Origin of the sequence: Nocardia huaxiensis (assembly GCF_013744875.1) — a bacterium.
Lineage (GTDB): Bacteria > Actinomycetota > Actinomycetes > Mycobacteriales > Mycobacteriaceae > Nocardia > Nocardia huaxiensis.
In genome coordinates this window covers 2,094,176-2,112,071 of sequence record NZ_CP059399.1, presented here as the reverse complement: position 1 = coordinate 2,112,071, position 17,896 = coordinate 2,094,176, and the positions used below count along the sequence as shown (strand labels likewise).

Here is a 17,896-nt window from a genome sequence, read left to right as displayed (position 1 = left end):
TGGAAGTCGGTGCGGCCTCGGTATTCCAGCTCGCCCTTGTCGGTCCAGGCCACCAGGTCGCCGGTGCGGTACATGCGGGAGCCGTTGTCCGCGAAGGGGTTCGCGACGAAGCGGTCCGAGGTGAGGTCGGGGCGGGCGTAGTAGCCGCGGGCCAGCTGGGCGCCGGCCAGGTACAGCTCGCCGGAGACGCCGACGGGCACCGGGCGCAGGCGCGAATCCAGCACGTAGACCTGCGAATTCCATTCGGGCGAACCGATGGAGACCGAGACCGTGTCGGCGGTGTTCACGCGGTGGGTGGTGATGGAGACCGCGGCTTCGGTGGGGCCGTACAGGTTGAACAGTTCGGTGCGGGGGCGCTCGCGCAGGACGCGCTGGGCCAGCGGGCCGGGCAGGGCCTCACCGATGGCGAGGATGCGCCACAGCGAATCCGGGAGGCCGTCGGTGAGCAGCGCGTCGAGCATGGACGGCACCACGTGCAGGGTGGTGACCCATTCGCGGGCCATGAGCTCGTTCAGGTAGGCCGGGTCCTTGTGGCCGTCGGGGGCGGCGATGATCAGGCGGCCACCGCACACGGCGGCCGACCAGAACTCCCACACCGACAGGTCGAAGGTGGCGGCGGTCTTGAGGAGTACCGCATCCGCCGGGTCGAGCCCGAATTCGGTCATCTTCCACAGCAACTGGTTCACGACCGCGGCGTGCGGCAGCGCCACACCCTTCGGGCGGCCGGTCGAACCGGAGGTGAAGATGATGTACGCCGTGTTGGCCGGGGTCAGCTCGCGCACCCGCTCGGCGGCGGTGATCGGCTTGTCCGAGTACTCCGACAGGTCGAGCTCGTCGATGCGGAGAACAGTGACGTCCTCGGCGTCGAAACCGTCGCGTGCCGTGGTGAGCACGCAGGCCGGAGCGGCGGTCTCGAGGATGTAGCCGGTGCGGTCGGCGGGCTGGTCCGGGTCGATCGGGACGTAGGCGGCGCCGGTCTTGGCGACCGCGTACATGGCGACGACCAGGTCCACCGAGCGGCGGATGGCAAGGGCCACACGGTCTTCGGTTCCGATGCCGCGCGCGATGAGCTCGCGGGCGAGGCGGTTGACGCGGGCGTCGAGTTCGGCGTAGGTCAGCGTCTCGGTGCCGTCGGCCGAATCCGCCACCAGGGCAACGGCCTTCGGGTCGTCGGCGACGGTCCGATCCAGCAGCGAGACCAGGGTCGCCGTGGTGGCGCCCGGGTGGAAGGCGTCCAGATCCTGCGCGGTGTTGTTCCACTGCTTCAGGATTCGCGTGTTCTCGGCCTCGTCGAGCAGGTCGATCTCACCCACGGTCGCCGTCGCGTCGGCGATGACCGCGTCGAGCACGCGCACGAACCGGTCGGCGAAGGAGCGGATGGTGCTCTCGTCGAACAGGTCTGTCGCGTAACCGAATTCGGTGAGGATCTCGGCCGGGGTGCCGTCTTCGGCGTAGCGGTCGTAGAGCGTCACGTGCAGGTCGGTCTTGGCCAGCTGCGATTCGAAGTTGACGGCGCTGACATGCAGGCCGGGCAGTTCGAAGGCGGTCTCGGCCAGGTTCTGGAACGACAGGCCGACCTGGAACAGCGGGTTGCGCGCGGTGGAGCGCACCGGGTTGAGCACCTCGACCAGGCGCTCGAACGGCACGTCGGCATTGGCGAAGGCTTCCAGGTCGCGTTCGCGGACCTCGGCGAGCAGGTCGGCGAAGGTCGCGCCGGCGTCCACCTGGGTGCGGAACACCAGGGTGTTGACGAACATGCCGATCAGATCGTCGAGTTCGCGTTCACCACGGCCCGCGATCGGGGTGCCGACCGCGATGTCCTCGGTGCCGGACAGACGCGCCAGCAGCACGGCCAGGGCCGCGTGCACGACCATGAACAGCGAGGCATTGTTGGCGCGCGCCAGCTCGTGCAGCTTGGCGTGCCGTTCGGCGTCGATATCGAAGCGAATCGCCTTGCCGTGGAACGACTGCGCGGGCGGGCGCGGCCGGTCGGTGGGCAGTTCCAGCTGGTCCGGCAGCCCGGTCAGCGCGCGGGTCCAGTAGGCGACCTGCTGTGCGGCCAGCGATTCGGTGTCGTCCTCGGAGCCGAGGACCGCGCGCTGCCACAGCGCGTAGTCGGCGTACTGCACCGGCAGCGGAGCCCACTGCGGCGCTTCACCGTTCACGCGCGCCATGTAGGCGGCCATGATGTCGCGCGCCATCGGGCCCATGGAGGAGCCGTCGGCGGAGACGTGGTGGACGGTGAAAGCCAGGACGTGCTCTTCATGCTCGCTGTCGCTGATGCGGAAGAGCTTGACCGCCAGGGGAACTTCGACGGTGACGTCGAAGGTGGTCATGGCGAATTCGATGACCTTGGCTAGTAGTCCCTCCTCTGCGACCGCCTCGGGCACCAGGGCCACATCGGCCTGGGAGGCGGGCAGGATGACCTGGTGCGGGCCTTCGGCCGAGCGCGGGTAGACCGTGCGCAGCACCTCGTGCCGCGAGACCACGTCGCCGATGGCCTCTTCCATGGCGGTCAGGTCGAGCGCGCCGACGAGCCGCACCGCGAGCGGAATGTTGTCCACCGCCGAGGTGCTGGTGTCGAACTGGTTGAGGAACCAGTAGCGCTGCTGCGCCGGGGACAGCGGCAGGATCTCCGGCCGCTCCCCCGCGACCAGGCGCGGACGGGTCCGGCCGGAGCCGCTGCGGTGTTCAGCGCGCGCGGCCAGGGCCGCGACGGTGGACGCCTCGAACAGATCGCGCACGGTCAGCTGGATGTCCAGGGCCGCGCCGATGCGCGCGGTCACCTGGGTGGCGATGAGCGAGTTGCCGCCGAGTTCGAAGAAGTCGTCGTCGACGCCGACACGGCCGACGCCGAGCACATCGGAGAAGGTTCCCGCCACGATCTCCTCGATCGGGGTGACGGGGGCGCGGAACACCTTGGCCTCGAACACCGGCGCGGGCAGCTGCTTGCGGTCGAGCTTGCCGGAAGCGTTGAGCGGGAAGGCATCCAGCACCACGTAGGCGGCCGGGACCATGTAGCCGGGCAGCCCGTCGGACAGTTCGGCGCGCACGGCGTCGAGGTCCACGGTGTGACCGGCGGCCGGGATGACATAGCCGACCAGCTGATCGCCGAGGCGCTCGTCGTGACGGACCACGACCACCGACTGGGCGATGGATTCGACGGCGGTGAGCGCGGCCTCGATCTCGCCGAGCTCGATGCGCAGACCACGCAGCTTCACCTGGAAGTCGGTGCGGCCCAAGTACTCCAGCTCACCCGCGCCGGTCCACTTCACCAGGTCGCCGGTGCGGTACATGCGCTCGCCGTCGTGGAACGGGTCGGCGACGAAGCGGTCCGCGGTCAGTTCGGGGCGGGCGACATAGCCGCGCGCCAGCTGCACGCCGGACAGGTAGAGCTCACCCGCGACACCCGGGGCGACCGGGTGCAGACGTGAATCCAGCACGTACACACGGGTGTTGAACACCGGGGCGCCGATCGGCACAGAGACGGTGTCGGCCGGGGTGACCTCGTGATAGGTGACGTCGACCGCGGCTTCGGTGGGGCCGTACAGGTTGTGCAGGCTCGCACCGGTCAGCTCCACGAGCTTCTGCGCGGTGGGCGCGGGCAGCGCTTCACCGGAGGCGAAAACCCTTTGCAGCGAGACGCATTGCGCGGCCTTCTGCTCGGCCACGAACACCGAGAGCATGGACGGCACGAAGTGCGTGGTGGTGACGCCGTGCTCGACGATGAGCTCCGCCAGATACGCGGGATCGCGGTGGCCGTCCGGCTTCGCGACAACCAGCGACGCACCGATCTGCAAGGGCCAGAAGAACTCCCACACCGACACGTCGAAGGTGGCGGGCGTCTTCTGCAGCACGACATCGTCGTCCCACAGGTTGTACTCGGTCTGCATCCAGACGAGACGGTTGACGATGGCCGCGTGGCTGACCGCCACACCCTTCGGACGGCCGGTCGAACCGGACGTGAAGATCACGTACGCCGTATTGCCCTCGCGCAGCGGTGCGATGCGATCCGCGTCGGTGATCGGGGCGTCCGAGTACGCCGACAGTTCGAGCTCGTCGATCAGCAGCGCATTCGCGGCGGCGAAACCATCACGCGCGGTGGTGAGTACGGCCGCGGGCCGCGCGATATCGAGGACGTAACCGTTGCGCTCCTCCGGGTGATCCGGATCCAGCGGCACGTACGCGCCGCCCGCCGCGATCACCGCGTACATGCCGACCACCAGATCGATGGAGCGGCGCATGCCCAGGGCAACAAGGGAATCCGGGCCGACGCCCTGTGCGATCAGGTGGCGGGCCAGCCGGTGCACGCGTGCGGCGAACTCGCCGTAGGACAGAGCTGTCCCCTCGAACACCACGGCGATGGCGTCGGGGGTCTGTGCGGCCTGCGCCGCGAACATGGAAGCCAGCGTCACGGCGGCGGCGGACTTCTTGCCGCCCAGCGCGACTCGGGTCACGTCGTATTCGGTGGCATTCCAGTTGCGCAGCACGGTGCGGCGCTCGGCCTCGTCCAGCAGCTCGATATCACCGACGACCGAGGTCGAATCGGCGACCACGGCGGTCAACATGCGAACCAGGCGCCGCGCGAAGCCCGCGATCGTACCGGCATCGAAAATATCGGTGGCGTAGGCGAATTCGGCGGTCATGCCGTCCGCGTCGGCCTGCTCGGTCAGGTTCAGGTGCAGATCGAACTTGGCGGTGACCACGTCCAGCGGCACACCGGCGACCTCCAGGTTCGGCAGGGCGAAGGACGCCGGGCCGGTGTTCTGGAACGACAGCATGACCTGGAACAGCGGGTGCCGCGCCTGCGAGCGCGCCGGGTTGAGGATCTCCACCAGGCGCTCGAACGGCAGATCGGCGTGGCCGAAGGCGGCCAGGTCGGTGTCCTTGGTGTTCGCCAGCAGCTCACGGAATTCCGCGCCCGAGTCCACGGCGGTGCGCAGCACCAGCGTGTTCACGAACATGCCGATGGCATCGTCCAGCACGGCCTCGCCACGACCCGCGACGGCGGTGCCGATGGCGATGTCGTCGCCGCCGGACAGGCGAGCCAGCAGCGCCGCGAAGGCCGCGTGCACGACCATGAACAGCGAGGCATTGTGCTCACGTGCCAGCTCGTTCAACCCGGCCAGCAGCTCGGCGTCGATCGAGAACTCGTGCACGCCACCGCGGTTGGAGGCCACGGCCGGCCGCGGGCGATCCGACGGCAGGTCGATCTGGTCCGGCAGCCCGGCCAGGCTGTCCGACCAGTACGCCACCTGCTGCGCGATGAGCGACTCGGCGTCCTCCTCGGAACCGAGGGTCTCGCGCTGCCACAGCGCGAAGTCGGCGTACTGCACCGGCAGCGGAGCCCACTGCGGCGCAACACCATTGGCGCGAGCCGCGTAGGCCACCATCACATCGCGGGACAGCGGGCCGACCGACCAGCCGTCACCGGAGATGTGGTGCACCACGAAAACCAGGACGTGCGTGGGCTGTTCGGCATCGGTGACCCGGAACAGCCCGGCGCGCACCGGAACCGCCGCGGTCACGTCGAAGCCGGTGAGCACCAGCTCGGCGACGCGGTCGCGCAGTTCGGCCTCGGTGACATCGGTGGCCGCCAGGCCGGTGGCGCGCACTGCGCCGTCCGGCTCTGCGAGAGTTCCGTTCGGCGTGCTATCCGTGCCGTTCGGCACGGTGTCACGCTGAGCACCGGCGAGGCCGAAGCCCAGGCGGACCTGGTCGGCGGGCAGGATCACCTGCACGCCACGGCCTTCCGCGTTCTCCGGGTAGACGGTGCGCAGCACCTCGTGCCGGTCGAGCACGTCGCCGACGGCGGCCAGCAGGGCGTCCACATCCAATTCGCCGGTGAGGCGGACGGCAAGCGGGATGTTGTTGACGGCCGAGGCGGTGTCGAAGCGGTTGAGGAACCACATGCGCTGCTGTGCCAGCGACAGGGGGATCTCCGCCGGACGCTCCTGCGCCACCAGTTCGCGGCGTGCGCCGGTGCCGGCCTGCGCTGCCACGCGGGCGGCCAGGGTGGCGACGGTCGGGGCGTCGAACAGGGTGCGCACGGGCACGCGGGTGTCGAGGGCCGCGCCCAGGCGGGCGACCACCTGGGTGGCGATTAGCGAGTTGCCGCCGAGCTCGAAGAAGTCGTCGTCGGCGCCGATCGGGGAGTCCAGGCCGAGTACCTCGGCGAAGACGGTCGCGACGATCTCCTCGGCGGCGGTGGTGGGGGCGCGGAATTCGCGGGCTGCGAATTCCGGGTCCGGGAGGGCTTTTCGGTCCAGCTTGCCGTTGGCGTTCAGGGGCAGGGCGTCCAGGACTACGAAGGCGGACGGGACCATGTAGGACGGGAGGGTTGCTGCCAGTGCGGACTTCAGCTCGGCTGTGTCGAGGACGCTCGCCGCTGCGGGGTTCTGCGCTTGCCCACCCTGCGCCCCTGGCGCAGACTGCCCAAGCGCACCAACGAGGTAGGCGACCAGGTGGTCGCCTGTGTGGGGGGCGGAGCGCAGGACCACGACTGCCTGGGCGATGGAGTCGTGGGCGGTGAGGGCGGCCTCGATCTCGCCGAGCTCGATGCGCAGGCCGCGCAGTTTGACCTGGAAGTCGGTGCGGCCCAGGTACTCCAGTTCGCCGGCGGCGGTCCAGACCACCAGGTCACCGGTGCGGTACATGCGCTCGCCCGGGGTGAACGGGTTGGCTACGAAGCGATCCGCGGTGAGGTCGGGGCGCTCCACGTAGGCGGTGGCCAGCTGCACGCCCGCCAGGTAGAGCTCACCCGCCATACCCGGGGCGACCGGGTGCAGACGCGAATCCAGCACGTAGACCTGGGTGTTGAACACCGGGGCGCCGATCGGCACGGTGTCGACGTCGGCATCGGTCACCTCGTGATAGGTGACGTCGACGGCCGCTTCGGTCGGACCGTACAGGTTGTGCAGCGCGGCGCCGGTGAGTGCGCGCAGCTTCTGCGCGGTCGGCGCGGGCAGCGCCTCACCGGAGGCGAAAACCATTCGCAGGCTGGTGCATGCGGCGGCAGCAGCCTCAGCGACGAATACGGCCATCATGGACGGCACGAAGTGCGCGGTCGTAATGCCTTCGCTGGCGATGAGCTCCGCCAGGTACACCGGATCGCGATGCCCCTCGGGCTTGGCGATGACCAGGCGCGCACCGATCTGCAACGGCCAGAAGAACTCCCACACCGACACGTCGAAGGTCGCCGGAGTCTTCTGCAACACCACATCGTCGACGGTGAGCCCGTACTCCGCCTGCATCCAGACGAGCCGGTTCACGATCGCTGCGTGACTCACCGCCACGCCCTTCGGCTTGCCGGTCGAACCGGACGTGAAGATCACATACGCCGTGTTCGAGCCACGCAGCGGCGCAAGACGATCCGCATCCGTCAGCGGTGCGTCGGAGTATGCCGACAGCTCCAGCTCATCGATGCGCACCACTTCCGTCATCCCGGCATGCTTTTGGCCGGGATCCACACTGACAACGACATCATCCGACTGCAATGGATCCCGGCCAACAAGCGCGCCGGGATGACGGGGGTCTTCGAACCCATCACGCGCAGTGGTCAGCACGCACACCGGGTTGGCGGTGTCGAGCACATAGGCAACACGGTCGGCGGGCTGGTCCAAGTCCAGCGGCACGTACGCGCCACCGGCCTCGACCACCGCGTACATGGCGACGAGCAGGTCGAGCGAGCGGCGAATGCCCAGGGCCACCATGCTCTCCGGGCCGACTCCGGCCTCGACGAGCTTGCGGGCCAGCTGGTGCACGCGCCCGGCGAACTCGCCGTAGGACAGACCTGTCCCCTCGAACGTGAGGGCGGTCGCGTCGGGCGTCCGCGCGGCCTGCGCCTCGAACAGGGCGACCAGCGTGTTCGCCGAATCGCCGGTGCGGGTGACGGGTTCGGCGTCCAGCGGGGCCACGCCCCGGGTGAGTGCCGCGAGCACGCCGCCCACATTGTGTTCGGTGTCGTTCCAGCCGGAGACGACCTGTGCCCGCTCGTCGGCGTCCAGCAGCGCGATATCGCCCACGGCCCGGTTCGGTTCGGCCGCAATGGCTTCCAGCAGGCGGGTGAACCGCTGTGCGAACAGCCGCATGGTGCCGGCGTCGAACAGATCGGTGGCGTAGATGAGTTCGGCGGTGAAGCCCGCCGGTGCGCCGCCGTGCCCGTTGCCGGTGGCGTCGGCGACGCCCGCGCGCTCGGTGAGCACCAGTTGCAGGTCGAACTTGGCGGTGTCGAGCGGGAGGTCGACGCCGCTCACGGTGAGGCCCGGCAGTTCCAGTTCGCTCACGCCGTGGTTCTGGAACGACAGCATGACCTGGAACAGCGGGTGCCGCGCCTGCGAGCGCGCCGGGTTGAGGATCTCCACCAGGCGCTCGAACGGCAGATCGGCGTGGCCGAAGGCCTGGATGTCGGTGGCGCGCACCGATTCCAGCAGCTCGGCGAAGCTGGTGCCGCCGTCGATCTCGGTGCGCAGCACCAGCGTGTTCACGAACATGCCGATGAGGTCGTCGAGGGCCCGTTCGCCACGACCGGCGACCGGGGTGCCGATGGCGATATCCGATTCACCGGACAGGCGCGACAGCAGCACCGCGAGCGCGCCGTGCGCCACCATGAACAGGGTGGTGCCCCGGCTGCGGGCCAATTCGGCCAGCTTGCCGTGGGTTTCGCCGTCGATGTCGAAGACGTGCGTCGCACCCCGCCCGGAGGCGACCGCCGGACGCGGCCGATCCGAGGGCAGGTCCAGCTGGTCGGGCAGGCCGCGCAGCGCCTCCCGCCAGTAGGAGATCTGCTGCGCGATAACCGATTCGGAGTCCTTCTCGTCGCCGAGCACTTCGCGCTGCCACAGCGCGTAGTCGGCGTACTGGACTTCCAGCGGCTGCCAGCCGGGTTCGCCGCCCTCGACGCGTGCGCCGTAGGCGGTCATGACATCCCGGGTGAGCGGGCCCATGGAGAAGCCGTCACCGGAGATGTGGTGCACCACCAGCGCGAGCACATGCTCGGTGGGGCTCACCTCGAACAGGCGGGCCCGGAACGGCACCTCGCTGGTCACGTCGAACGCGGTCCGCACCACGTCCGAAAGCGCCTGCGGCAGTTCGGCTTCGGTGACGTCCACCGGCGTCAGGTCCGGAATGACCTGGCTGGTGGGGACGATCTCCTGGTGGGCGCGACCGTCGATCTCGGGGTACCGGGTGCGCAGCGACTCGTGCCGCGCCAGCACGTCGGCGACGGCGATCTGCAGGGCCTGGCGATCCACCAGACCCGAGAGGCGCACGGCGGCGGGAATGTTGTCCACGGCCGATTCGGGATCGAAGCGGTTGAGGAACCACATGCGCTGCTGCGCCAGGGATAGCGGCAGGTGCTCGGGGCGCTCCTGCGCCGTCAGCGCCTGACGCTTGCCGGCGCCCGCATGGGATTCGGCGCGCGCCGCCAGCGCGGCGACGGTGGAAGCCTCGAAGATCTCCCGCACGCCCAGCTGGGTGTCCAGCGCGGCGGACAGGCGCGCCGCCACCTGGGTGGCGATGAGCGAGTTGCCGCCGAGGGCGAAGAAGTCGTCGTCCAGGCCGACCCGCTCGAGGCCGAGGATCTCGCCGAAGACGCCGGCCACGATCTGCTCGACCGGGGTGGCCGGGGCACGGAAGACCGCGGCCTCGAACACCGGCGCGGGCAGCGCCTTGCGATCCAGCTTGCCGGAGGCATTGAGCGGGAACTCGTCGAGCACCAGCAGCACCGACGGCACCATGTACGCGGGCAGGCTGTCGCCGAGCTCCGCGCGCACCGCGTCGGCGTCGACCGTGCGGCCCGGGGCGGGCACCACGTAGCCGACCAGCTGATCGCCGGTGTGCGCGTCATTGCGGACCACGACCACCGACTGGGCGATGGAATCCAGTGTGGTCAGCGCGGTTTCGATCTCGCCGAGCTCGATGCGCAGACCGCGCAGCTTCACCTGGAAGTCGGTGCGGCCGATGTAGTCGATCTCGCCGTCGGCGTTCCAGGCCACCAGGTCACCGGTCCGGTACATGCGCACGCCGGTGCCGAAGGGGTTGGCCACGAAGCGATCCGAGGTGAGGTCGGGGCGCGCCACGTACCCGGTGGCGAGCTGATCGCCCGCGAGGTAGAGCTCACCCGCGACACCCACCGGGACCGGGCGCAGACGCGAATCCAGCACGTACACCTGGGTGTTGAACACCGGGCGGCCGATCGGCACCGTGTCGATGTCGGCGTCCACGACCTGGTGGTAGGTGACGTCGACGGCGGCTTCGGTCGGACCGTAGAGGTTGTGCAGCTCCGCACCGGTCAGCTCGCGCAGCTTGTGCGCGGGCTTGGGCGACAGCGCCTCACCGGAGGCGAACACCATCCGCAAGCTGGTGCACTGTGCGGCAGCCTGTTCCGCGACGAACACGGCCAGCATGGACGGCACGAAGTGGGTGACCGTCACACCCTCGCGGGCGATGAGCTCGGCCAGGTACAACGGATCCCGGTGCCCATCCGGCTTCGCGACGACCAGCGTCGCGCCGATCTGCAACGGCCAGAAGAACTCCCACACCGACACGTCAAAGGTCGCCGGAGTCTTCTGCAGCACAACGTCTTCGGCATTGAGCCCGTACGCGGCCTGCATCCACACCAGGCGGTTGACGATCGCCGAATGCGGCACCGCCACACCCTTCGGGCGGCCGGTGGACCCGGAGGTGAAGATGACGTAGGCGTTGTTCGATTCCCGCAGCGGCACACGGCGTTCCGCGTCGGTCAACGGCGCGCCCGAGTAGCTGGCCAGATCCAGCAGGTCGATGCGCACCTGCGCGGTATTGATCGGCAGATCGTCACCGGAGGTCAGCACGGTCACCGGATCGGCGGTGGCCAGAATGTATTCGGTGCGCTCGGCCGGATGATCCGGATCCAGCGGCACATACGCGCCACCGGCCACGGTCACGGCGTACATGCCCACGACCAGGTCGATGGAGCGGCGCATGCCCAGCGCCACGAACGATTCCGCGCCCACACCGCGCTCGACGAGCCAGCGCGCCAGGCGATGCACCTGGTCGGCGAACTCGGCGTAGGACAGACTTGTCCCCTCGAAGGAGACCGCGATGGCATCGGGCGTCCGCTCGACCTGCGATTCGAACAGCGCGACAAGCGTTTCCGCCGCCGGGACGTTCGAGGCGTCGGTGCGCTCGGCGACGATCGCGCCCACATCGAAGGTGGTCTCGTTCCACGCCGACACGACCTGGGTGCGCTCTGCGGCATCCAGGAGCTCGATATCGCCCACGGCCGCAGCGGGTTCGGTGGTGATGGCGGTGAGCACCCGCACCAGGCGATCCGCGATGCGGCGCACGGTGTCCTCGTCGAACAGGTCGCGCAGGTATCCGGCGCGAATGCGCAGGCGGGTGTCGAGCTGGGCGATGAGGGTCAGCGGGTAGTGCGTGGCGTCGGCGGCGTCCAGACCGGTCACGGCCATGCCGTCGATATCCGCGGCCTGCGCCCGAATGCCTTCGGCGTCAACCGGATACGACTCGAACACCACGAGGGTGTCGAACAGCCCGCCGATGCCGGCGGCCGACTGGATGTCGGCCAGGCCCACATAGTGGTGGTCCAGCAGGTCGGCCTGCTCACCCTGGGTGCGGGTGAGCAGCGAGTGCGCCGACTCGGCCGGGTCGAAGGCGACCCGCACCGGCACGGTGTTGATGAACAGACCCACCATGGACTCGACGCCGGACAGCTGCGCCGGGCGACCGGACACGGTGGTGCCGAACAGCACGTCGTCGCGGCCGGTCAGACGGCCGAGCAGAATGCCCCATGCCACCTGAAGCACGGTGTTCGGCGTGACGCCGAGTTCCGCGGCCAGCCCGGTGAGCTTGGCGGTGGCGGCCTCGTCCAGGTCGAAGAAGTACTCGCCGGACAGTGCGGTGATCTCGCGCCCGGCATCCGGACGGGTGAGCAGCGTCGGCTCGGACACCCCGCGCAGCGACTGCTGCCAGGCGGCGATCGAAGCCGAACGGTCCTGCTGCGCAACCCATTCCAGGAAGTAGCGGTAGGAGCGCACCGGCGGCAGCATGCTGGTGTCGGAGTGCGTGGCGTAGAGCACCAGCAGGTCCTGCATGAGCAGCGGCATGGACCAGCCGTCGAGCAGGATGTGGTGGTTGGCCACGGCCAGCGACCAGCGGCCCTCGTCCACCCGCACCAGGGTGAATCGGATGAGCGGCGGTTCGGTGAGGTCGAAGCGCTGCACGCGGTCGGCGGCGATGAGCTGCTCGGCCGCGGCGGCGCGGGCCCCGGCATCGGCCAGGCCGCTCACATCGTGCTGGATGAAGGCGGCGCGCACGCCGTCCACGACCACCTGCACCGGCACGCCCGAGGCGTCGGAAACGTAGGCGGTGCGCAGGATTTCGTGGCGGTCCAGCAGCGCCTGCGCGGCCGCGGCGAGGCGGTCGCCGTCGACGCGGCCCTCGAGGGTGAGCACCGCCTGCGCGGTGTACACGTCCACCGAGGTGGCGGCCAGCTGGGCGTGGAAGAGCAGACCGGCCTGCAGCGCGGACAGCGGCCACACCTGGGCGAGCCCGCCGAAACGCTGTTCCCAGCCGTCGATATCGCGCTGGGTGATCTTGACGAGGCCGAAGTCGGACGGGGTGTGCCCGCCCGCCTGCGCCGATTCCGCATGGTGCGCAACGGCTTCCAGCGCCGAGGTCCACAGCGCGGCGAACTCGGCCACCTCGGCGGCGCTGAGCAGCGTGCTCGGGTAGCCGATGTTCGCGGTGAGCTTGTCGCCGACCACGATGGCATTGATGTCGATCGGAGCCATGGCGGGCATGTCACCGTCGTAGGCGCCACCGAGGTTGCCCAGCTCCGCGGCGGGGATCCAGCCGAAGCCGCGCAGCGCGTCCGGCACATCGCCCTCGTTGACGCGACCCAGGTAGTTGAAGCTGACCTGGCCGGGCAGCTGCTTGGGCAGCCGGTCGGCGGTGGCCTGGTTCAGGTAGCGCAGCAGGCCATAGCCGATGCCCTTGTCCGGCACCGCGAGCAGCTGCTCCTTGACGGCCTTGATGGCGCGGCCCATGGCCGGGCCGCCGGTGAGGGCGGCGTCCACGTCGATCTCGGCGAGGTCGAAGCGCACCGGGAAGATGGCGGTGAACCAGCCGACCGTGCGGGACAGGTCGGCGCCGGGCACGACCTCTTCCTCGCGGCCGTGGCCTTCCAGACGGACGAGGGCAGACTTCTCCCCCGCCGCGATTCCCTTGTCGGAGCGCCACTTCGCGACGGCCAGGGCCAGCGCGGTCAGCAGACCGTCATTGACGCCACCGTGGAACAGCGCGGGCACGGTGGTGAGCAGCGCCTTGGTGACCTCGGCGGGCAGCTCGACGCGATGCTTCTCGATGACGGCGGTCACGTCCACGGCCGGATCCATGGGCCGCTCGGTGAGCAGCGGGTCCGGACCTTCGACCACGCCACGCCAGAAGTCGAGTTCGGCAACGCGGTCGTCGGTGGCTGCCTCACGCTCGAGGGCGTGCGCCCAGGTGCGCATACTGGTCGCGGGGGCGACCAGCTCGGGGGTCTGCCCGGAGGCGATCTGGCCCCACGCGGCGACGAAGTCCGGCACCAGGATGCGCCAGGTGACGCCGTCGACCACGAGGTGGTGCGCGGCGACGATCAGGCGACCGGCGCGCGAAGCGTCACCGGGCTCCAGCCAGGCGAACCGGATGACCACGCCCGCAGCCGGATCCAGCTTGTCCAGCGTGGCATCCAGTGCGGCCGAGGCGATTCCGACCAGCTCGTCATCGCTCACGGCCGGATCGAACTCGTAGCGGTCGATGAGCGCGTCGGCGTCCACGGTGCCGGGCGCGACGGTCTCGACGACCCAGTCCGCGCCGGGCACGCGCCGCAGGCGGGCGCGCAGCATGTCGTGCCGGTCGATGACCGCGCCGACCGTGGCGGCGATGCCGGCCCGGTCGATGCCGATCGGCAGTTCCAGGGCCATGGTCTGGTTGAACCGGCCGAACGAGCCCGGCCGCTCCACCATGAACCGCACCACCGGCGTCAGCGGCATGACACCCACGCCGCCGCCCGGCAGCTCGGTCAGCTGCGGAGCCGAATCGCTCTGCGTGTCAGCGGTTTCCGCGACGGCGGCGAGCCCGGACACGGTCCGCTGCTCGAACACGTCGCGCGGGCTGAACACGATCCCGCGTGCCTTGGCCCGCGACACCAGCTGAATGGAGACGATGGAGTCACCGCCCAGCGCGAAGAACGAATCGTCGATGCCGACCCGCTCCAGGCCGAGCACCTCGGCGAACACCTCGGCAATGGTCTGCTCGACGGTATTGCGCGCGGCCCGGAACACGACCTCGGTCGCGAACACCGGCTCGGGCAGGGCCTTGCGGTCCAGCTTGCCGACCGGCGTCAGCGGCACCCGGTCGATGATCATGACCGAGGACGGCACCATGTACGCGGGCAGCCGCGCCTCGACGTGCGCGGTCACGGCCGCGACATCGATCGAATGGCCCGGCGTGGCAACCACATACGACACCAGCGAGACCGCGCCGGCGGCGTTCTTGTGGCCGACGGTGACCGCGAAGTCGACGGTCTCGTGCGAGGCCAGCGCGGCGTCGATCTCGCCGAGCTCGATGCGGAAACCACGCACCTTCACCTGGAAGTCGGAGCGGCCGACGTACTCCACCAGGCCGTCCGGCGTCCAGCGCACCACGTCACCGGTGCGGTACATGCGCTCGCCCGCGACGTACGGGTTGGCCACGAACCGGTCGGCCGACAGGCCCGGCCGCGCGTGGTAGCCGCGCGCCAGCTGAATGCCCGACAGGTAGAGCTCACCCGCGACACCCACCGGAACGGGCCGCAGCCGGTTGTCGAGGATCAGCGACTGCATGCCCCGGATGGGGCCGCCGATGGTGACCAGATCACCCGGCACCAGCGCGTCACTGATGTTGGTCATGATGGTGGTCTCGGTCGGGCCGTAACCATTGTGGAAGGCACGAATCGTGCCGTCCGGCCCTGTCCCCTCTCCAATGGGCACCGCCCACTTCTCGACCAGATCGGCGGGCACCGCCTCACCACCGGCGACCAGCACGCGCAGGCTGTCCAGCCCGGCCGGTCCGAAGGTGGACAGCGCGGCCGGGGTGATGAAGGCGTGCGTGGCCCGCTCGGTGCGGATCAGCTCGGCCAGTTCCTCACCGCCGTAGGTGCCCGGCGGGACGACCACGAGGGTGCCGCCCGCGCCGATGGCGAGCAGGAATTCCAGCATGGAGGCGTCGAACGACGGCGACGCGAAATGCAGTGCGCGCGAATCGGAGTCGAGGTGGTAGCGCTGCGCCTGCTCGACGCTGAAGTTGGCCAGGCCGGCGTGGGTGACCACGACGCCCTTGGGCACACCCGTCGAACCCGAGGTGTAGATGACGTAGGCCGGATGCTCCGGACGCAGCGGGCGCACCCGCTCGCCGTCGGCAATGGCGGTGGCGGAGAAGGCATTCAGGTCCAGATCGTCCAGGACCAGCCATTCCACCGATTCCGGCATGTCCGCGCGCACCGACGCCACGGTCAGGCCGACCGGCGAACCGGAGTCGGTGACCATGTGGGCGATGCGGTCGGCCGGGTAGTTCGGGTCCACCGGCACGAAGGCCGCGCCGGTCTTGGACACCGCCCATTCGGCGAAGTACGAGTCCGCCGACCGCGGCACGGCCACGGCCACCAGGTCCTCGGTACCGATGCCGCGCTCGATGAGCAAGCGCGCCAGGCGGTTCGAACGCTCGTCGAGTTCGGCGTAGGTCTGGCTGACGCCCTGGAACACCACGGCGGGTGCACCCGGGTTGATGGCGACGGCGTCGGCGATGAGTTCCGGCAACGTGCGCGCGGGGATCGCGGGCAGGCCGAAACGCGCGACCAGATCGGCCTTTTCGGCGGCATCGAGAATGTCGATGGCCCCGACGGTGATCTCCGGATCGGCGGCGATCGCTTCGAGCACCCGCAGCCAGCGCTGCGCGAACCCGTCGGCGGTCTGCTCATCGAACAGGTCGGTGGCGTAGGTCAATGCCAGCGCCATGCCCGAATCCTGATCCGACAGCGTGAACTGCAGATCGAAGCGGGAGATGTTCTCGTCGAGATCCAGCGCGGCCACGGTCAGGCCGGGCAGTTCCAGGCTGGTGCGATCCAGGTTCTGGAAGGCCAGCATGACCTGGAACAGCGGATTGCGCGCCTGCGAGCGCTCGGGGGCGAGCAGTTCCACCAGGCGCTCGAACGGCACATCGGCATTGCCGAAGGCGTCGAGGTCGGTGTGGCGGGCCCGATCCAGCAGATCCGAGAACGATTCGGCCGGGTCGATGCCGGTGCGCAGCACCAGGGTGTTGACGAACATGCCGACCATGTCGTCGAGCGCGGCCTCGCCACGTCCCGCCGACGGGGTGCCGACAGCGATGTCATCACCACCGGACAGTCGCGCCAGCAGCACCGCGAGCGCACTGTGCATGACCATGAACAGCGACGCACCCCGCTGCCGCGCAAGGCTTTCCAGCGCCGCGAGCAGTTCCGGCGACAGCGTCCGATGCAGCGTCGCACCGCGATGCGAGGCGACGGCGGGCCGCGGCCGATCGGTCGGCAGCGCCAGCTCGTCCGGCACCCCGTCGAGGGTGCGCTGCCAGTACCCCACCTGGCGGGCCATGAGCGAGGACGAATCCTCCTCGGAGCCCAGCACTTCCCGCTGCCAGACGGCGAAGTCGGCGTACTGCACCGCCAGCGGCGCCCAACCGGGAGCCGCCCCCAGCGTGCGCGCGGTGTAGGCGGTCATGACATCGCGCGTGAGCGGAGCCATGGAGAAACCGTCACCCGCGATGTGGTGCACCACCACGACGAGCACGTACTCGCCGGACTTCGAGGCGGCCTTGGCCGACTCGTCGTCCGCCGAACCGGTTTCGACGGCCGAGGCGACGCGGAAGAGCCGGGCGCGCAACGGAACCTGTTCCGCGACATTGAATCCCAGTGTCGCGAACGCGGTGACGGCGTCGATGAGGTTCTCACCGGTGACCGTGACCGGGCGCAGGTCGAGGGCGATCTCCTCGACCGGGACGACCACCTGCATGGGCGTGCCGCCGTGCTCCGGGTACCGGGTGCGCAGCGACTCGTGCCGGCGGACCACGTCGGCGACGGCCAATTCCAGTGCGGCCGTGTCGAGTTCGCCGGTGAGACGGATGGCCAGGGGCAGGTTGTAGGCGGCCGAGGAGGTGTCGTACTGGTTGAGGAACCACATGCGCTGCTGCGCGAACGACAGCGGCACCAGTTCACCGGCGGTGCGCGGGCGCGCCACCAGCTTGGCGCGCGAGGCGCCGTCGGCGTGCGATTCGATGCGGGCCGCGAGCGCCTCCACCGTGGTGGCCTCGAACAGCGTGCGCACCGCGACCGTGGTGTCCAGGGCCGCGCCGATGCGCGACACCACCCGGGTGGCGATGAGCGAGTTGCCGCCGAGGTCGAAGAAGTCGTCGTCCAGGCCGACCCGCGGCAGGTCCAGGACCTCTGCGAAGACGGCCGCGACGGTTTCCTGCGTCGGGGTCTCCGGCGCGCGGAAGGCCCGCGCCTGCACCGCCGGGGCGGGCAGCGCGCGACGATCCAGTTTGCCGTTGACGGTCAGCGGAATGCTTTCCAGCACAACGACGGCCGACGGCACCATGTACGACGGCAGGTGCTCGCCCGCACCGTCGCGCACCGCGTCGAGGGCGAGCGCGACGCCGTCCTCCGGCACCACATAGGCCACGATGCGCTGATCGCCGGGCTGGTCCTCGCGCACGATGACGGCGGCCTGGGCCACGCCCGGCTGCGCGAGCACGGCGGCTTCGATCTCGCCGAGCTCGATGCGGAAGCCGCGCACCTTGACCTGATCGTCGGCGCGGCCGAGGTATTCGAGCTCGCCGAAGC

1 protein-coding gene (only partly in view) is annotated in these 17,896 nt (G+C 69.8%); it reads right to left on the bottom strand.

This entire window lies inside a single protein-coding gene on the bottom strand: locus H0264_RS09315, encoding a non-ribosomal peptide synthase/polyketide synthase. The 44,559-nt coding sequence extends 10,846 nt beyond the window's left edge and 15,817 nt beyond its right edge, so the window shows coding positions 15,818-33,713 — codons 5,273 (partial) to 11,238 (partial); reading right to left, the first codon wholly in view occupies positions 17,892-17,894. The start codon and the stop codon both lie outside this window.